At 64.0% G+C, this 18,260-nt stretch carries 18 protein-coding genes; 6 read left to right on the top strand and 12 right to left on the bottom strand.

Annotated features, from left to right (window positions below; genetic code table 11):
- Positions 1–521 precede the first annotated feature (521 nt).
- Both ACLRGI_RS19780 and ACLRGI_RS19775 read right to left on the bottom strand, forming a co-directional pair.
- A complete protein-coding gene (locus ACLRGI_RS19780; RefSeq protein ID WP_253030986.1) occupies positions 522–962 on the bottom strand; it encodes a DUF4913 domain-containing protein in 441 nt (146 codons plus the stop codon).
- Between the two features lie 11 nt (positions 963–973).
- Positions 974–2,743 carry a type IV secretory system conjugative DNA transfer family protein gene (locus ACLRGI_RS19775; RefSeq protein WP_349469160.1) on the bottom strand — a complete coding sequence of 590 codons (1,770 nt, stop codon included), beginning with the start codon at positions 2,741–2,743 and terminating at the stop codon, positions 974–976.
- A 227-nt stretch (positions 2,744–2,970) separates the two neighbouring features.
- Between ACLRGI_RS19775 and ACLRGI_RS19770 the strand changes: the two genes are divergently transcribed.
- The 3 genes from ACLRGI_RS19770 to ACLRGI_RS19760 all read left to right on the top strand — a co-directional run bounded on the left by ACLRGI_RS19770 (position 2,971) and on the right by ACLRGI_RS19760 (position 6,222).
- Positions 2,971–4,062: a tyrosine-type recombinase/integrase gene (locus ACLRGI_RS19770; RefSeq protein WP_307311629.1), complete on the top strand. Its 1,092-nt coding sequence runs from the start codon at positions 2,971–2,973 to the stop codon at positions 4,060–4,062.
- 4 nt (positions 4,063–4,066) lie between these two features.
- Entirely contained in the window at positions 4,067–4,450 is a 384-nt protein-coding gene (locus ACLRGI_RS19765) for a helix-turn-helix domain-containing protein (RefSeq protein ID WP_253030982.1), read from the top strand.
- A gap of 407 nt (positions 4,451–4,857) precedes the next feature.
- The gene (locus ACLRGI_RS19760) at positions 4,858–6,222 is read left to right on the top strand and encodes a site-specific integrase (protein WP_253030981.1); all 1,365 of its coding nucleotides are present in this window, start codon (positions 4,858–4,860) and stop codon (positions 6,220–6,222) included.
- A gap of 65 nt (positions 6,223–6,287) precedes the next feature.
- Here the strand turns inward: ACLRGI_RS19760 and ACLRGI_RS19755 are convergent, their stop codons facing one another.
- Genes ACLRGI_RS19755 through ACLRGI_RS19710 form a run of 10 tightly spaced genes read right to left on the bottom strand, consistent with a single transcriptional unit; the run spans position 6,288 to position 15,860 of the window.
- Positions 6,288–7,826, bottom strand: a complete 1,539-nt coding sequence (locus ACLRGI_RS19755) for a helicase HerA domain-containing protein (protein ID WP_253030980.1) — start codon at positions 7,824–7,826, stop codon at positions 6,288–6,290.
- The gene (locus tag ACLRGI_RS19750) at positions 7,826–9,334 is read right to left on the bottom strand and encodes an SCO6880 family protein (RefSeq protein WP_349469159.1); all 1,509 of its coding nucleotides are present in this window, start codon (positions 9,332–9,334) and stop codon (positions 7,826–7,828) included. The genes ACLRGI_RS19755 and ACLRGI_RS19750 overlap by 1 nt, the downstream gene beginning before the upstream one ends.
- Entirely contained in the window at positions 9,321–10,613 is a 1,293-nt protein-coding gene (locus ACLRGI_RS19745; protein WP_253030979.1) for a TrbL/VirB6 family protein, read from the bottom strand. Before ACLRGI_RS19745 ends, ACLRGI_RS19750 begins: the two co-directional genes overlap by 14 nt.
- A gap of 1 nt (position 10,614) precedes the next feature.
- The gene (locus ACLRGI_RS19740; RefSeq protein ID WP_253030978.1) at positions 10,615–11,361 is read right to left on the bottom strand and encodes a DUF8175 domain-containg protein; all 747 of its coding nucleotides are present in this window, start codon (positions 11,359–11,361) and stop codon (positions 10,615–10,617) included.
- A 27-nt stretch (positions 11,362–11,388) separates the two neighbouring features.
- Positions 11,389–11,658, bottom strand: coding sequence for a hypothetical protein (locus tag ACLRGI_RS19735; protein ID WP_253030977.1), 270 nt, complete (start codon positions 11,656–11,658; stop codon positions 11,389–11,391).
- Positions 11,659–11,669: 11 nt separating this feature from the next.
- Positions 11,670–12,278 (bottom strand): DUF6668 family protein, encoded by a 609-nt coding sequence (locus tag ACLRGI_RS19730; protein ID WP_253030976.1) that lies wholly within the window; start codon positions 12,276–12,278, stop codon positions 11,670–11,672.
- Between the two features lie 34 nt (positions 12,279–12,312).
- Entirely contained in the window at positions 12,313–13,797 is a 1,485-nt protein-coding gene (locus ACLRGI_RS19725) for a chromosome partitioning protein ParA (RefSeq protein WP_253030975.1), read from the bottom strand.
- Between the two features lie 41 nt (positions 13,798–13,838).
- Complete coding sequence (locus ACLRGI_RS19720) at positions 13,839–14,351, bottom strand: hypothetical protein (RefSeq protein WP_253030974.1); 513 nt, start codon at positions 14,349–14,351, stop codon at positions 13,839–13,841.
- Entirely contained in the window at positions 14,348–15,427 is a 1,080-nt protein-coding gene (locus ACLRGI_RS19715) for a CHAP domain-containing protein (RefSeq protein WP_253030973.1), read from the bottom strand. Before ACLRGI_RS19715 ends, ACLRGI_RS19720 begins: the two co-directional genes overlap by 4 nt.
- Complete coding sequence (locus ACLRGI_RS19710) at positions 15,417–15,860, bottom strand: hypothetical protein (RefSeq protein ID WP_253030972.1); 444 nt, start codon at positions 15,858–15,860, stop codon at positions 15,417–15,419. The genes ACLRGI_RS19715 and ACLRGI_RS19710 overlap by 11 nt, the downstream gene beginning before the upstream one ends.
- A 301-nt stretch (positions 15,861–16,161) precedes the next feature.
- Here ACLRGI_RS19710 and ACLRGI_RS19705 point away from each other — a divergent pair, with 301 nt between their 5' ends.
- The 3 genes from ACLRGI_RS19705 (at position 16,162) to ACLRGI_RS19695 (ending at position 18,233) form a co-directional block, all read left to right on the top strand.
- Complete coding sequence (locus tag ACLRGI_RS19705; protein ID WP_349469158.1) at positions 16,162–16,434, top strand: helix-turn-helix domain-containing protein; 273 nt, start codon at positions 16,162–16,164, stop codon at positions 16,432–16,434.
- A 105-nt stretch (positions 16,435–16,539) separates the two neighbouring features.
- Positions 16,540–16,746 carry a hypothetical protein gene (locus ACLRGI_RS19700; protein ID WP_253030971.1) on the top strand — a complete coding sequence of 69 codons (207 nt, stop codon included), beginning with the start codon at positions 16,540–16,542 and terminating at the stop codon, positions 16,744–16,746.
- Between the two features lie 323 nt (positions 16,747–17,069).
- Positions 17,070–18,233, top strand: a complete 1,164-nt coding sequence (locus ACLRGI_RS19695; RefSeq protein ID WP_419203178.1) for a hypothetical protein — start codon at positions 17,070–17,072, stop codon at positions 18,231–18,233.
- Positions 18,234–18,260: the final 27 nt, after the last annotated feature.

Here is an 18,260-nt window from a genome sequence, read left to right as displayed (position 1 = left end):
ACCTAGCGTTGGCGGGGCCCGCCGCGTCATGACCCCGGTGTAGAGCGGGAAACTTCGTGAAAATCCAAAAACTAGGGATGATCCGGGTGGATGTGGATGTGGATGTGGATGTGGATGTGGATGTGGATGTGGACGGCACACAAGCCCAGAGTCACGAGCCCAGGGCTATGAGGGCGTCCGGAGCCTGGCAACCTCACGAAACGCGCCAACTCGCTGATGGTGGAACCGGCTCTGGAACTCCACACGACCCGGGCCCTGATCGACAGCCACTTGAACCGCTTGCGGGACGCCCGGCATCCTGCAGTACCAACGCCCATCGGTTCTTACAGCGGTCTCGCGCAACACTCGGTTGCGAGAAGAGGTGCAATCAATGAGGTTGCTTAAAGAGCATCTGCCCTAATGACGCCGAGGGGAACCGAAATGCATCAAGAGCGGGCCCAGTCCCAGACGCTAGCGGAAGCTTAATTCGAGACAACGCAATAGGGGCGGTTCAATGGACCACCACTACTCGCACTCAACCGTTAGTCTTGCAGTCGTACATCAGGGAACCACCCTGCTGGTGCACGTTTTGGCTCCAGATGTTCGGGGTCCCTGTGCTTTTGATTATCGCATTTGTAGAACGGGCCGCGGGGGTCCAGGAGCACGCTCATGTGGTGGTCCGCGTGGTCCTTCCACCAGACACTGATACCCGTTGCCCCGTCGAGGCGCAGATGTTCCCAGGCCCGCCACAGCGCTTCCACGCGGGAAAGGGCTTCGGGGTGGAAGTACCACTCGATGCACCATTTGGCGGCGCGGCCGTCGACGTCGCGGACGTAGGTCGGCAGCAGCTGCTCGTGCAGGAACTCCTCGGCTGAGCCGTAGACCAGTTCAGGTGGCTTCTGCTCTTCCGCGGGCCTTTCGGCGGGTGCCTCTGTCTCGCCGGTAGCAAGAGCTGTGCTGAATCGTCCGATGTCGCTGTTCATCTCAGCGCCTCCTACGTCGTGACCCAGGGATTGGCCACCGGCTCGGCTGCCGCCGGTGCGGTCGGTTCTTCGGGGCGGGGGCTGTAGGTCTTGATGGATGCCTCGACGGCTTCTTTGTGGGGCCCGGTGTACCAGGGCAGTGTCCGGACGAGGGTGGCGGGTGCGCCGGAGGCGAGGACGACGGCGCGGCCACGGTCGAGTTCGGCGAGGTTGGAGACGTCGAAGATGCGTTCCTTGCCTTCCTGCCGGGAGCGGCTGGAGCCGGATTTTCCGGAGGAAATGGAGACGTTGGTGTAGCTGTAGTCCCCGATCAGGTCTGAGAGGGCGCGGAGGAAGCCTTCTTCGGCGACGCCGCCGCCGTAGACCTTGACGTTGGCGGCGGACCAGATTTTCCGCATGTTTGCCTCGCCCCAGAGTTCGACGCCCTGTGACCAGGACTGCAGGATGCCCATGACGATCAGGCCCTTGGAGCCGTAGTGGCTGAACTGGTCCGGCAGGCCGGCCCAGCGGACGACGTTGGCCAGCTCGTCCAGGGCGAACAGTGCCGGCAGTGGCAGGCGGCCGCCGCTGCGCTCGGCGCGTTCCTCCATGGCCTCGGCGATGGCCACCGTCAGTGCTGTGGTGAGGGGTGCGGCGGAGCCGGCCCCTTCCTTGGAGAGAATGTAGATCGTCTCCTGTGAGGCGGCGAAGTCGTGCGGCTTGAACTGTCGGCGGGGGTCCGTGGCCACGGACTCGCCGCGTGCCGGGGCGACCCAGCGCAGCGTGTTCCTGCTTTTGAGGCATTGGATCATCTTCTCGGCGGTGCCGAAGATACCGTCGCGCTGCTTGTCAGCCAGCTTCAGCGTGGACTCCAGGCCCTTGTACTGGAGCTCGTAGTCGTGTTCTTTCAGGATTTCGATGGGTTCTTGGCTGACCTGCTCCGTCACCCATAGATACACCTGGGTGATGGGCAGCTCCCCGAGCGCGGCCGCGAGGAAGTACGAGGAGAGGATGTCTTCGGCTTTGGGATCGAAGTAGGCATCCGGCTTTGACCCGGGGGTACGCGAACCGACCGAGAAGTGCTGGGTGAGTTTGTGGGCCTTCTCTTCGTCCGTTACGTAGGAGAGGGGGTTCCACCACCAGTCGGGTTCCTCCTGGGCGATCTTCTGCGGATCAAACACCCACACCGGAGCGGTCAGGACCCGGACGCCGCGGGTGCCGTCCACCACGTCGCGCTTGTTCGAGGTCGAGACGACGGCACCAGGTGCGTCCAGGATCGCGGGCATAACCCGGGAGGTCGACTTACCCGTCCGTGGCCCCCAGATGTCGATGCTGAGGTCTTCCCAGGACTGAATGAACTTCTGGCCGGTGGAAACCACCTTTCCCACCACAATGCCCGGAGTGTCCTTCACGCCGAGGCGCTCGGCCGTGGCTTGTGCGCCCTTCTCGGAGAACGCGGCCAGCGACTTCCCACGGCCCAGGTACCGGGCGGCCTTATCGACCCGAGCACGCTTGGACGCGCCCTTCCTCCAGGCCACCAGCACGACGATGGTCAGGACCACGATCACGCCGGCCATGAGGGACGCGGCGACGGTGGACTGGGCTGGCCAGGGCACCCGTCCCTTGATCAGCCCGGCAATCAGATCAATCGGATGGGCGGGCGGTGCCTCGATGCCGGCCATCCAAGAACCCACGTGAGCGGCCGCGTAGGTCCCGCCGCCAAAGACGACGATAAAGCCAATAGCCAGCCAGACCAGCAGGGCATCCCCGAGGCCCATTCCTTTACGGTTCGGTGCGCTCACAGTGCGCCTCCCTCGCCGGGCAGCTCAGGAGCTGCTGGCCCAAGGAGAGAATCAGCCGGTGTCTCTATTCGCTCAGGTTCGTTGGGCTGATTTGGGGCTTGAAGTCGCGTTTGGGCAGGTGGCGTTGGATCGAAGCCGCTGTGGGACCAAACCGATGAACCATCGACGAGAGTGACGGTTTGGGCGTAATGTCGACGCATGCTCGCTCCTTCTGAAGTTGTTGACTGATGGCGCTGGTGGTGTTGCCTGGTGGGGCCGCCATGGATCCGGGGTTCTGGAGTGTGCAGGCGGCCGAGGACTTCGAGCAGGAGATCGTTGACCAGTACGCGCTGGCGATGGCGGCGGCTGGTCTGAGCGACTCGCACATCCGCAATACCCGGGCGACAATCATCGAATTTGCCCGGTCGGTGACTGGACCGTTGTGGACGGCGACGTGTCAGGATGCTGACCGGTTCCTTGCCGAGCAGAAGCGGCTGGGACGCAGTGTGAGCACCAGAGCCGGCAAGGCAGGGACGCTGGCGCTGTTTTACGAGTTCGTGATCAGCCGTTACCAGGGCCGGATACATCGGGCGACCGGGGTGCTGGTCGAACAGCCCATTGATGAGTTCAACCGCCCGTCCGGGGCATCCCTTGGCAAAGTCCGGGTGCCACCGTCGGATGCCGAGATCGAAACGTTCTTTACTTCCTGGCGGCACTCGATCCCGCAGGCCCGCAAGTATCTGCCTGCCGCGCGGGATTACTTCGCTGCCTCGCTGTGGCGTCGGCTGGGGCTGCGGATTAACGAAACGGTGATGCTCGATATCCGTGACTGGCGCCCGGACCTGGGCGGGTTCGGCAAGCTCCATGTCCGGTTCGGCAAAGGAGCTCACGGCCGTGGCCCGAAGCCGCGTCTTGTGCCCGCGATCAACGGCGCTGCAGAGCTGATCGACTGGTGGCTGGGCGATGTCCGACACCTGTACGGCGGGGACTGGGAGGATCCGGACGCACCTCTGCTGCCCTCGGAGCGCTTTGACCGTGAGCTGGGCCGATGCGGCCGGGTCGGTGACAACGCACTGCGGCGCAGCCTGGGGTTGCAGATCGATCAGTGGTTGCCGGCATGGTCGGGGCGGATGACTCCCCACGTCCTGCGGCATTACTGCGCCTCCTCGCTCTACGGGGCCGGGATGGACATCAAGGCCCTCCAGGAACTGCTGGGTCATCAGTGGCTTGCGACTACCTCGGGCTACATCCACGTGCGCAGCGAGTACGTCGAGCAAGCCTGGAAAAACGCCAATGAGCGGATCGAGTCCCGATTCGCGACAACACAAAAGGAAGGATGAGACCGTGCAGTGGAACCTGCGGATCCGCGCCGCTGAACGTGGGATCTGGAAGTCAGCGCAGATACGCCGGATGCTCGCCGATGCCGGCCTAGAGATCAGTGCCGGGAAGATGTCCTCGTGGTGGGCCGGAACGCCGGCCACGATGAGACTCGAAGAGCTTGACGTGCTCTGCTCGGTGTTGAAATGCACACCGGCAGACCTGATGACCCCCGAACCTGACAAGGTCGCCGCACGTCGCCCACGCGTCACCGAGACCATAAACGGCAACGACACCGGCGCCGGCACCGGCGATGGTAGGCCGTCTTCCGTTGTGTCTCCGAGTTTTGGCAAGGTATCACCGGTCGTAACGCCGAGATTCGGCAAGCCACGGTCCGAGCCTCCCCTGTAGGCAGGGCTGTTGTGAGTCCGGCTCCGGGCCCGATGGCGCCGCTTCGGCCGCCATCGATGTGCCCCCGCTGTCAGATCAACAGGGTCGCATGGGCCTATCCACGGGTGGACTATTGCTACGACTGCCTTCCCGGTGGCCCGTTCAGCCCACCTCCATGCTCCAAATGCGGCACCAGCAGGGACTACTTCAGCCAGGGCATGTGCGCCATCTGCCATCCCGGCAGTCCGCAACACCCAGGCTCGTGCAAGGAATGTTTTGCTTGGGGTGTCTACCGCCGCTACAACTGGACGTGCTGGCCTTGCCGGTGGTGGCGCTCCCACTACCCTGATGGAATCTGCGACTTTTGCGGACGCACCACCCGAGTCGGAGAGCGGCGGGCCTGCCGGCTCTGCCTGGAACAGGCACGAATGCTCCAAGAGCCTGGACGCGGTCTGGACCTGGCGGGCGCGACCAAGGCCGGCCACCAGCTCTTCTTCGCCAACATGAGCTTCCACCGTCATGGGGCGCCAAAGCTGAGCCCGGAACAACGCGCGCCATGGAAACTGCGAGACAAGAACAACCAGCGGGTCACCGCACCCGCCGCCGACATGGGCATGCAGACGACGCTGTTCGACATGCCGCCCGACCAAAAGGCTGTCGCGGCCCGTGCCCGACTCGAAGATAACGATCTGACCCGCTATTGCGCCGCCATCGTCCGTCAACATGCCCAGAGGGCCGGCTGGAGCAAACGGCAACGCAACGACGTGACCCGGTCCCTGAGGCTCCTTGAGGGCCTGCGGCCCAGCCCAACCGCTAAAGTCCGCGCCACCGACGTCCTTCAACTGCGGCAATACTCCGGCAATGTCCTCTCTACGATCGACGTACTGGCCGCGGCCGGCCTCCTCATCGAGGACCGGCCGACCCACATCGAACGCTACTTCGCTGCCAAGACCAGCACACTGCCACCGGCCATGAAGGACCAGCTCGAAATATGGCTGCAAGTCCTGATCAACGGCGCCCACCAGGCGCCCCGGCAGATCCCGCGGGACCCCAAGACCATCAAGGCGCACATCCTGGGCATCGAACCCATCATCCACGCCTGGGCCGAGGCGGGGCTCCAGTCGTTCGCCGAGGTCACCCGCGCCGACATCACAGCCGCCTTGGACGAAACCACGGCCCGGCGCCACATCGCCGGAAACGGACTCAAATCGCTCTTCACGACACTCAAAGGCCGCCGACTCATCTTCGCCAACCCGACCCGAGGGATGAAGGCGTCCCCGAAAGGCAGCACAATCCCCCTCGCCCTGGACGCCGCCGTGATCCGCGAGGAGCTGAACTCCCCGAACCAAGCCGTTGCCCTCGCGGTTTCCCTGGTAGCCTTCCACGCCCTGACCGCGCAACAGATCAGCGAGCTGAAACTCACCGACATCAGCGACGGACACCTGAAACTCGGCGACCGCGACATCCCACTGGCCGCCCCCGTACGCACACGCCTGACGGCCTGGCTCGACCACCGCAACCGAACCTGGCCAGGCACGGCCAACCCGCACCTGCTCATCAACCGGCGCACCGCGCCCAGGCTCCTGCCTGCCAGTCGACAGTTCCCCTGGGCCGGCCGGACGCTGCGGCCCCGAGTCCTGCGCGAAGACCGCATCTTGCATGAGATCCACGCGACAGGCGGGGACATCCGCCGAATCTGCGACCTGTTCGGACTCAGCGTCGAAGGCGCCACCCGTTACCTGAACACTCTCGAGCACCCCGACCTCACCCGTCAGGACACACAGGTTCCCTGAACCTAAGCACCCACACCCGCTGCAATCGCCGGGCGTACTCAAGTTCACGCCAAAAGCGTCAAAATTCACGCGAACTTCTCACTTTTGGCGTGCCACCTCGTTTGGGTGTCGTTCACGCCGTGGTCTCCGGTTTCGATCGACGTCAGCCCAACCTGCACCGGGATCCCCGGGCGGCCGCCGACCTTGATCAGGAACTTCCCGCGCCCGGGAGGTTCGACGTCGACGCCGCGCGAATCCCAGGCAGGCGGGTCCTGCCAGGAGATGAGTTTCTGCTGCTCCTGCCGGGACAACGGGATAGCGGAGGTCAGCAGCGGCATTTCAGAGGCCGGCAGACCGCCGCAGATCACCATGCCGGAACGCTCGACGAATCCGCGGGCTTTCATCCGGTCCTCTTCTGCCGGCAGTGCCAGCAGGTCGGACATGGTGTGGGAAATCATGATCTGCCCGACGCCGACGGAGCGGTTCAAACGGGTCAGGGCGTCCACCCGGTCCACCATGCCCTTACCGGAGCGCAGTGCCCGCCACAGTTCATCCAGGACGACGAAGTAGTTTCGGCGCGGTTCCAGGCCCGCGTCGGCAAGGGCGTTGGCGACGTTGACCGTGCCGAAACCGTAGGACCAGCACGCCAGGAGGACGGCGGCCTGCAGGTCCGTCTCCGTCTCATCGATGCTGGAGACATCGAAGACGACGGCGCGGTCCCGCTTCATGGGATTGGTGGTCTGCTGGGAGAAGATTTCCCCCAGCTTCCCTCCCCCGGTCAGGCCCAGCAGGGTTGCCTCCAGCGCCCGTGTCTCCTGCAGGTAGACGGCCATGTCGCCACGGTCCAGAGCGACCTGGCGAAGCTCGTCCGGTGCGGACACAATGACGTCCAGGAGGTCCTTCAGGACAGGAATACCGTCGAACCGGTCATCGAGGACCCGCAGCGCACGGTCCAGGATCGTCTGTTCCTGATCCGTGGGCGGGTTGTTCCGGCTGATCGTGATCAGCGAGACAACCATGTTCAGGCGGCGGCCGTGCGCGTCGGCCCGGACCCGGGTGGCGGCTTCGTGATGGTCGCTGGCCTCGAGGAGCTGGGCGACCTCGACGGCCTGGCCGGGATCAAGAATGTTCAGGTAGCCAACGCCACGGCCGAGCTTGATGACCTGGCCACCGAGTGCCTGGACCGCTTTGACGTGCTCGCCCTTCAAGTCCCCCAGAACGAGTGGGTGGACGCCCTGGGCGGAGAGCCCTAAGAACATGCGGCGCACCAGCGTGGACTTGCCCAGGCCGGGCTTGCCCAGGATAAAGGCGGAGGGGTTGGAAATGAGCCGTGCCCGCTGGAACCAGCTGATCGGGTCACAGCAGACCGTGGCCTGGGTTTCTTCGTGGCGTCCCAGCGGGACGCCGATCATGGGCGAGGACGCACCGGAGGAGAACGGCCACAGCCCGCAGACCTGGACCGTCGTTCCCCGGTACTCCGTCACGGACGGGACGAGGGCGGCCATGCCTCCGCCACGCCCGATCCAGCCCCGGGAGCCCGGCCCGGCCTCGCGCGGCTGGCGCTCAGCCTTCGCCGGCTCGGCTGGCTTCCTGGGGGAACGGGTGAACATCTTCATGAGGGCCATTACAGGGCATCCTTGATTTCGGAGGGCAGCAGGCTGTGCTTGGGAAGGACCAGCCCCAACGGCAGGGACGCCGCGAACGCTGTGTCCTGCGAACCGTAGGCACGGCGCAACAACACACGGGCAGTACCGGAGGTCTGTTCAATGGCCGCGACCGCATCAGCGAGCCGTTCCCTATCGGTCACGGTGGCCGTGACGACCATCCCGAAGTTCACCAGCCCGGCGCCCTGGGCTTCCTCCTGGGCGGTCTGAACAGCGGAGCGGGCATCGACCAGGGCACGTGCGGACGGCCGGTTCCCTGAGGTGATGCGGACGTTGGCGTTGTTCTGGTCCCGCTCGACCACGGCAGCTGCCCGGGCAGAATCCATCGGGCGGTACAGCAGCGAAATCCGCTTACGGTCAATGTCCCCGTGCGGGGCCAACAGCCGGGACAGGACCGAGGAGTTCACAGACCCGCGGGGTGCGCCGGTCATGGTCCACGAGGCCGAGAACGCGCTGTCGTGCCGGTAGTCATCCCAGCTTGCCTGCGTCGCGGTCGGGCCGACCTCGCCCCAGGTCAGGGAGACCGGGGAGCCGGCGGCGTGGGCTTCATCGATGATCAGCGCAGCGGGGGGATCGTAGGCGATCCGTACCACCTCGCAGAGTTCCTGGGCTGACATCGGCCGGGCAATACCAGCACCGGTGGACTGCAGCCGGGCCGACAGGCCCGGGATGCGGGAGGCGAGGTCCCGGGCCACATCTTCCGGTGTCCGCTTCTTCGATCCTGTCCGGAGGGAGGCGTTGAAGGTCAGGGACACCCAGGCGCGGACCGTGGCCGATCCCTCCGGGTAGGTGTCAACGACCTCGCGCAGAATGGCCTGGGCAAAGGCTGGCGCGTTCGGGTCGATGTTCATTTCCACTTCGTTCCGCAGCCGGTATCCGGAATCCGGTGCGGTCTCGACCGTCACGGCCGCGGCGTCCAGGCCGGCTTCGTCCGCAAGCCCGGCGAGCCAGCCGCCCCAGTTCGCCACCCACGCATCAACCTGCTCCGGGTCCACCAGTGAGGCTCCGTCAGGTTCGGTGGAGAAGATCACGGTGAAGTGGCTGGTGGTCGGCACATGCAGCAGGGCGAACGGGCGCTTGTAGGAGTCAGTGAACTCGTACAGGGTGGACTTCGCGGCCAGTCCCGGCAGCTGGTACATGCCCCACGGAGTCACGCCCAGGGGGCCGGAACGGTAGAGATTCGTTCCGGAGGACTTGGAGAGCCGGAAGCTCATCCGTGTGGCGAAGCGGTCAACAATGGACTGGCCGTGCTTGTCCTTGACGGTCAGCAGGAGGGCGCTAACCCCGGCCACGGCCAGGACAGCGAGGCCCGGGAACAGACCCCAGATAGCGAAGCTGATGATGCCCATCAACAGCCCGGCCATGACAATCCCGGTGCCGATAGCGCCGAGGTTTCCCAGGCCCGCTGAGCGCGGTACGCGCCAGTTGCCGTAGGACGGTTCTTTGTATTCGGTATTAATTGCTGCCACTGGGGCCCTCCCCGGTTGAATCCTGCGCGGTCTTTGCGATTGCCTGCGACGTCTTGGACGCCACTTGGGCGCCTGCAGCTACGGCCATGCCTGCCGGACCAGCTGCTGCTGCCCCGCTGGCTCCCGTTGCTGCCCCTGCTGTTGCTCCTGCTCTAGCAGTGCTGGCGGTCGCGGTGCTGGTAGCTCCACCCGGACCTCCAGGACCGGTTGACCCTGGCGTCGGCTGGCCGCCGCTTCCCCTGGGACCCGACGTGCCGTCACTGCCCTTCGGAGACGTGCCTGCCTGGCTGCTCTGCGTGCTCGCTGGCGTTGGTGCGGCATTGCCCTTACCGCTGCCACTGCGGCCCAAGGAGACAGCACCTGTCGCCATGGCGCCAACGACAGCCCCTGCTCCTGCTCCCCCGCCAGAGGCGACGGCGCCGACCATCGGCGTTACGAACCGCATCAGGGCTGGCAGGGCGAACAAGGCAACGACCATCAACGTGAAGCCCGTGATGGACCTAATCAGCGCGTTCTGGCCCCCGCCGGTGCCCATGAGCAGGAACGCGACCGAATAAACGATGGCAGCCGCTGGCTTGTAGAGGATGAAGGCAATAGTCCAGCCAACTGCCTTCTGGAACCACTGCCTGCCCATCTCTGTGTTCGTGAACGCGGCCGTGGTCGGCAGGATGCCCGCCAGGATCACCAACATGCCGCTGCGCACCACCATCAGCACGACCTGGACGAGAGAGGCAATCAGGCCAATCAACCCCAGGACGATCAGAATAAAAACCCCGACACCGGTCTGGTTGGTCATGACCAGGACGTTCATCGACTCTGCAAATCCCTTCCCGTCCGTGGAACGCTCGATGACGGCGACAGAAAAGGCGTCGGCCGCGACCACCAGAATCGAGATGACACCCAAGCCAAGGCCCGACACCAAAGTGAGCGTAAGCAGCGAGCGGAGCAGATCCTTAAGCGGTGCCCCACGCTGTTCCCAGATCATCCGGATGCCTCCGAGGATGACGGCGAGGACCGCCAGCGCCAGCGTCCAGGGCATCAGTTCGCTATTGACCGCAGAAACAACGGGACTTGGCGTGGTGCCGTCCTCGCTGGCCAGGTTCACCGTGGGCATGGTCACCCAGAAGGTAGACAGTGTTGTCACCATCTGGCTCATGCCCTCCATGATGGCTTTTGCAAGATTGTTGATTGCGTCGTCTGCGATCCCGGCCGCGACATTGCTGGCACCCTGCGTACTCCAGCAGTACGCGTCCCAGACCTCACATTCCTTTTCTGCCACGTCAGACGCCGGCCCAAGGGATAAATGAACTCAGGTCACTGATCTGGCGAACTGCGCCTCCGCCAGCGGGAGGGATATCCAATTTCCAATCACCGTCTTCCCACAGCAGTGACGTCGCGATAGCGCCGTATCCGCCATCGTTGCTCTTGATGGCCAGCTCGACGACGGCTGATTCGGGAGTGTACGAATGGATCATGAAACCAGCGATCTGAACCTTTGGTGAGGTCCCGCCGCCGACGTCCTTGCCTTCCTTTATGGCCTGTACAGCTTTGTCCCGCGAAGGGCTGTCAGCTGAAAGCTCCAGGTATAGCTGTTTTGCGTAGCCATTGAAGGACGATGCCCAGATGTTTGCCGTCGCATAGAGGGCTCCCGTCGGGGACTGGGCGAAGCACGACCTCAGACCGTCCTTGCCCACAGTGCCGGGGCCTGCTGTTGATGGATCTGTTGGAACGGCCATGGTTCCGAGCAAGTCCCACTTGGATTTGGGCGCGGTTCCCAGTGCAGTTTCCTTGCTCGCAGGGAGGCCGCAGACGCTCTTGCCAGCCCCAGCGGAGGCGCTGGGGCTGGCTGCGGCTGTGCTGCTGGTCTCTGTCGGGGCAGGGGCGGGCTGGGCGTTTCCCTGTCCGTTGGGGAGCAGGAAGATGACGACGGTTGCTGCGATCAGCGCGACCACCAGCGCGGCAGCGATGAGGAACCCGGGTTTGGTGAACGGATTGCTTTCGGTGGTGCTCTCTGTTGACTGGCTCATGGTGAACCTCCCGTTGTTGGTGCTGGCTTAGACGAAGGCGCGGACGATGCCGGAAGCGCCGCTGATGATGATGCAGCCCATGAGGACCCAGCCGAGCTTGGCGAGGGACTGGCCACCCTCGCCGCGTTGGAGCTGGATGACCATGCCGACGCCGACGATGATCACGCCCAGAACACCCAGGACGAGGCCAATACCGGAAGCCCAGTTCAGGACTGTGAGCAAGCCGCCGGCTTCGGCGGGAACGACCGGAGTGGGGTTGGGGATGACGCTTGCCGCAAGTGCGGAGAAGGAGTTCATGGTGAGACCTTTCAGTGGGTGGTGCTGGGTGTGATGTCGGTGGCCAGAGCGGCCAAGTCATTGATGAATCGTTCGTATTCGCGGCCCGTTGGCGGCGTTGTGGTGCCGCCGTGCCGCCAGGCTTCTACCCAGGGCAGGGTCCAGAGCCGGGGCGATCCCCCGCCGACGATTGCGGCGAAGTCACGGAGCGCTTTGGGAGTCTTCCCTGGTGCGTCCGCCAGGACGGCGAGGCCGAGCAGATCCAGCTTCGGTGCCGCACCTGATGCCCATTGGGTCAGTGCGCTCTGTGCCGTTGTCAGGCCGCGCATGTCTGCCCGGCAGACCAGCAGCACCCGGGGTGTGCTCCCGTCCTGCAGGACGGGCCAGCAGTGACCGGTGGGGCGGGCTCCGTCGAACAGGTCAGCGATGCGGCTCTCGCCGGCTCCCCCGTGGGCGCCGGTAATCCACAACGTTGGCGAGCCTGACATGGTGCGTCGGCCGAGGCGGTCTGCTGCGTCCGGTTCTACCATTCCCCTCAGCGGCGCACTGATCGCGGCCTCTGGTGGCACGTGCGTGTCCAGAGCGGCCTCCGCAGGGTCTCCGGCTGGGCGGGTGATCCAGGGGTTCAGGGACTGTTGCATGGTTCCTCCTTTCAGAATCCGTCGGTGGGTTGTTCTAGAAGCCGGCGGCGACGGCGGCCGCTGCGGCCAACCATGCCCGCTGCGTGGCGGGCTGGAGGGCTTCGTAACGGATGGGGCCGTTGACCATGGCCGGATCGTAAGGAATCCGGACGACGGCCCGCACGAACGGTTCGAAGCCGTCAGCGATCCGCCGGGCCTCGTCCCTGGCCCGCTTCAAAGCGTCCCCGCTCATGCTGCGCTTGGCGTCAGTGGATTCGGAGACGATCACAACGGCGTTGCGTGCCAGCTCCGCGTCGTGGCCACCGCGGGATTCGAGGGTCTGCAGCGTCAGCCGGGCGGCTTCGGCGCGGTCCTCGATGGCTGTCACAGGTACGACGAGCTGGTTGGTGTGGTCAATCATCCGACGCCAGTTCGCTGCCCGGGCGGTATTGCCCGAGTCCATGATCACAAGCCGGTAATAGCGGGTGAGCACCTGGTGGGCGATGTCGACTTCCTCAGCGGTGACTTCGTGGTCGCCTTCTTCGTTTTCATCCGAGCGCAGAACGTCGAATTTGTCACCGGTCTGGTGATGAACGAACTTGGCGATTTCTGCCGCGTTCGTTGAAGGTGACAGCAGCTCGGTGGAAGCATCGATGAGGTCCAGGACGCTCCGGTCGTGGGAGCCTTTTTCCGTCCGCCACCCGAGGGTGCCTTGGGACTCGTTGTTGTCCCAGGCCACTGTGGCGGCACCGCTGTAGCGGGCGAGGATGGCCGAGAGCATGACGACCGTGGGGGTCTTGTTCGCCCCGCCCTTGCGGTTCACCACCGCGATGGTGCGCGGGCCGGGCCAGTGCTGGCTGACCGTGCGAATGTCCTCACGTTCGGAGAGTTCTTCGGCTGAGGGGTCCATCCGGTATCCGAGTCGCGTGAGCGTTCCGCGCCAGCCCTGTGTTGCCGGTTCCAAAACCGGAGCGCTGACCAGGAACGAGGTTTCCTTCAGGCTGCGCCGGGTCAGCGGTGCTTCCGGGGCGGTTGCGGTGGTCTGCGGTTCTGCGGCGGCCGGCTGGGCAGGCTCAGGAGTCTCGGTTGATGGCTCGTTCTCTACGGGGTTGGGCGGCCATGGCTGGCGGTCCAGCGTTGCCGCAGCGGTGGGCTGTGCGGGGACGGCTGCTGGTTCAGGAGCAGTAACAGGGACCGTGTCGATGACGGTTGGAGCGACGGGCTCGGGGGTGGTTTCCGGGGCCTCTGCCCGGCGGCGTGCCGGGCGCGGTTCGTAGGAGACGGATTCGATCTTGTTGTCGGGGTGCACGATCAGTTCACCGTGTCCTTCGGGATCTTCGATCTGGACCCGGACGGGGCGCTGCAGTGTTTGCGCTTCGCCCACGACCAGGGCCAGGGCGTTGTTGCGGAGATCCTGTACGGAGTCCCCGGCAGGCACGATGCGGGAGTTACCCGCGACGACGACCTCAGCGGTCCCGTTGTCGCGGACGATGGCCCTGATGTTTGGAAAGGCCAGGACTTCGGTTGGTGTAGTACCCATGAACTTCTTCCTTACGTGTGTGAGATGGAGAGGTGCGGCGCTTAGGACGTGGGTGGTGTGAGCCGGTTGACCTTCCACGGGGCTTCCGTGCCCGTGCGGAGCAGCTGCAGCGTGTAGGTCCCGGCATTGGTGGGGACAGCTGCCGTGACGCCGTAGCCGTTGGCTTCGTCGACGGTCAGCGTGGCCGGGCCGGTGACGAGGTTGGCCGGAATGTTGGCCGGGTCCACTGCCGAGTAGTCGGCGGTGGCCTGTGGTGTCAGCCAGCGGGCAAGATCGTTGGCCCATTGCTTTTCCTCCACGTTGGGGCGCGCGAAGTCGTCCATTGCCTTCTCAGCGATTTCCGCGGCTTTGTCTTTGCTGGCCTGATCCCAGGTGATGCCGGTGGAGGCTGGGACTGTTCCTCCGGGGGCCTGTGGTCCGCTGTTGGCGCTCAGTGAGACGGGGGCGGACGCTGTGGGCGTGGTGCTGGCTGGTTCTGCCGGTGTCGTGTTCGCTGCCGGTGCGCATGAAACGCAGAGCAGGGCCACGGTGAGCAGGGCCAAGGGCTTTTTCACTTTTTCTCCTCTTGAGTGGGCAGGTACAGGAAGGCTGAAGGGACGTTGCTGCTGACTGTCCGGGTGTAGTAGCTGTGGTCATCCGGGGCCGGGTTGCCGTTGTAGCCCTCTTCGACGTAGGTCCCGTCGTCACTGACTTCCTTGACCACCGCAACGTGGCCGAAGGTCGGGTCCGCTCCCCCGGTTCCGGGTGCGTACCAAACGACCGCGCCGGCCCGTGGGGTGCTGCCGGTGGGCCAGCCCTTGGCGTCCCAGCCGCTCTTCCACGTCAGAGCCGAGCCGAGGCCCTGCCCATCCGGGCGGAACGTGCCGTTGAGAAATTTGAAGGGTGCGCTGGCGGAACCCATCTGCTGGTTCACGCGCCACAGCGCGAAGTCAACGCACTCTCGGTTGTACATACCCAGCGGCGAGGTGCTGGCAGCGTTCGCTCCGACCTGCAACCAGGTGGGAGCGTCTTTCCACGGGTAGTCATCCCCGGCACCGGACTTTCCCGGGATGGCGCAGTCGCTGCCTTCCACGTCGAACTTTCCGTCCGAGAGTGCCTGGACGAGTTTGAGGGCCTCAGGCCAGTACTTCTGGTAGTGGTAAGGGTCGGCGTTGCGCTGAACTTTGTTACCGGCGAGGGTCGGCTCCAACAGCTCCCAACCCGGAACGGCCTTCAAAGCCTTGATGAAGTTCGTGGCGCTGGTGGTGGGGTCCATACGGTCTGCATAGGAGCCCCAAGCGCCGTTGTCGCGCTGCTGGAACAACCCACGGGAATCCGGGCCGGGTCCATCGCCATGGTCCAGGACACGCAACCCCGACTCCCCCAGGGAGACCATGACGCTGATCATCTGACCCTTCACGGACAGGTCCTGTGCCTGGCCGGCACCCATGATCGACGCGGCGTTCTTCAACTGTTCCTCGGTGTAGCCCTCGACCTTGGTGTTGCCATCGATGACAACAGAGATGGCCGGACCGCAGTGAGCCACAGCAGGTTTCGCGGGGGCCAACAGCAACAGCATGGAGAAGATCAGACCAAGGAACAGCCCGGGGATGGCAATGAGTGCCACCAGGCCAAGCGACTTACGCTGCATCAGGAAAGCCCTCGCCCCGGTTACGGAACCAGGAATCCTTGAGCCACAGAGGACCGGCGGCTTCGACGGTCAGGACGACGCCCGGGCGTCGAATCCGCAGCACCACGCCCGGGCGTCCATCCTTGAAGACTTCGGCCGCCCGGTGGGAGGTCAGTATGCCCGCGTCCTTCAGGTCTTTGAGGACACCTTCCAGGGAGTCCCCCAGCCCTGTACGGCGGGCAAGCTCGGCCTCGTAGGTCACGCAGGCAGCGCGCCCCTCAACGAACTCGCGCTCATCCATCAATTCCAGAAGTTCACTCAGTACCCGCACCTGCCCGGCGGGGACGTCCAGTTCAGCCACCCAGGACCGGAAGATCTCACGTTCCCGGATCGCCCGTTCACGCAGAGCGCCGTCCATCTGCCACGGCGTGCCAAACGGCAATAAACTCTTCAAAATCCGTCCCTCCCCCTTGGACATCGTTTCCACAGCCACCAGCTGCCACTGACATATTCCATTTGGTGGACCAACAGGCCATTGTCCACACGTTGAGCCGGAATCGCTTGTCACACAGCCTCTCTGTGTCAGTGGTCACGGCTATCTGCGTTCTTGTCTGTGCGACAGTTAAGACATTACCCTAAAACGACATTAAATGTAGTCTTATGGGAACCGCGGCAGAGTAAAACACAGGAAGTGACAAAATGATTGGATGCCCCGATATATTCGCCCCCCGAGCTCCCTGCCTAGGGACGTAGAAATGGCCATCGAGTCATTCGGGACGATGTTCTCCCGCGCGATACTGCGCCATCTCTCAATCCACGGCCCAACTGGGGCAGCAGACCTGGCTCGCGAACTCGGAACCGATCCAAACACGGCACGACGGACACTCCAGGGACTCGAAGACGCAGGCCTGGTGGAAGCCGATGTCCCCGCAGGTCAACGCCGAGGGCGGACCGTGACATTCACAGTCCTGCCTGAGCGCCTGGAGCAATTACTTGACGGCCTCAAGGATTACTTACGAGGGCGTTAAATGTTCTTCTTAGGAAGACACGCGGGCCGAATCCCGCGTAATGCATATTCTTAAGGCTATTTTCGATCTATGGCTACGAGACGGCGCAGGCATCGCGGAACAGCAATGGACAACGTCCAGCTCAATACGCTGGTGCCGAAGGAGGACAAAAACTTCTTCTTCGCCGTGGCCGACAACATGGGTGTGTCGACCGGCGAAGCCATGGAGCAGCTGATCGCTCATCTTCGGGCGGAGTTGCAGCCCGATGGACTGCCCTCCTGGTTCGACCGATCCCAACTACCGGAGACATTGCCGATGTCTAAAGCCAGTTAAAAGCTGAAGGCCCGCACTCGGCGGGCCTTCATCTAAGTATGCGTTCAGATCTCAGTTCTTGGCGGGACGTGATCTGAACCATTTCACTGCAGCTTCCTCTTGCGAGGACGCTCCCTTTGCTTTGTCAAAAGAAAGGACTTGCTGCGTCTATGGTACCGGACCTTATCCCGGCGTCAACGCATTCCGACGCGTATGTTGGCTCTCACGTCACCGACGCCGAACGTCGCCCGCGCCCCCAGCAACACTGCTCCACAACATCGTCTATGGAGGCCATCGCTGTACAGGGTTTACCCGGTCTGTGGAAACGCCGGGACCCCGCACACGTGGGAGATCACTCCAAGCGCACTGATGCACCGCGGCGCATCAACCGACTCATGGAACGGGACGAAGAAAACGTCCTCCGTGCCGTTCCGGAGGGCAGCTGCCCCCTCACCACCGGTTTTGACTGGCTAGACGCTATCCGGCAGCACCCCAAACTCGTCTGGCACAGGGCCGACTTCCGGCGGAACCTGCTGGCCGTGGCCGCACAGCTTCTCGTGGCCTACGACTACAACAGCCACACCGTGACCCCCGGGAATGATTACCTCATGGCCACCGCCGGTATCGGCGCCGGCACCCTGGGCCGCATCAAGCGCTGGCTGCGGCGTCACGGTTTCCTCGGCGTAGTAGCCGGCGGCCGCTCAGCCATCTACACACCCAAGACCGCGGACGGGAACTCCAACCTCTTCAAAGAGGGAGCAAGGCCGGACCGGATGGCCGACCGTGCCGTCTATGTGCTCTGCCGCCTCGCAACCGAGCAGGAGCTCGCGGAGTTTGGCGAGCAGGAAGTCCAGCGCATGGATTTCAAGTGCAGACTCGATCCACTCCTGCAGAAATTCCGGCAGCTTGTGGACATAAATGGCAACCCTAACCTGCCAAAAGGAAACTCAGCCCCCAAGGGGAAGAAGGAGTGGGCTTCGCCCACACTGAAAGCCCATTTTGAGGCGGCAGCACGTGAGACAGCCAAGATCGAGGCCGCTCGTACAGACCTTCAATGGCCAATTACCGGAACGACAAGCGCCCCGGACGAGGCAACCCGATCCTTCAACGAGTTACAAGCCGCCCGAACCGTCCAATGGCACTCACCTCCACTACGGAAACTCCGGTCCAGGCACCTTGTACGGATACTGGCACCCTACTTCCGGGAGGACTACTCCCCCAGAGATGTCCTCCATGCCCTGGATTTCAAACCTGACGGATCGGCCCACCCACATGACGGTTTCGACGGTGCCCTGGACATCGCCCGCCTGCTCCAAAGCCGGCTCAACCACTGGCGCCTCAACGGACACCCCATCTACCCGCCCAGCAAACAAGCAGCCCGCCGCTCCCAGGAAGCAACGGCTCGGGCCATCGCCGCAGCGAAGGAAGAGAAGAAACGCCGCGAGCCAGATACAGAGGCGGTCAGCGCCTTCAAACGCGGCATTGCCCTGGTCAGAAGCGTCTTCTAAGCAGGTTGTCAGTGAGTGTGTTCAGGC

Source organism: Paenarthrobacter sp. PPS72, assembly GCF_048537125.1.
Classification (GTDB): domain Bacteria; phylum Actinomycetota; class Actinomycetes; order Actinomycetales; family Micrococcaceae; genus Arthrobacter; species Arthrobacter nitroguajacolicus_E.
This window is presented reverse-complemented; position numbering and strand designations above follow the sequence as displayed.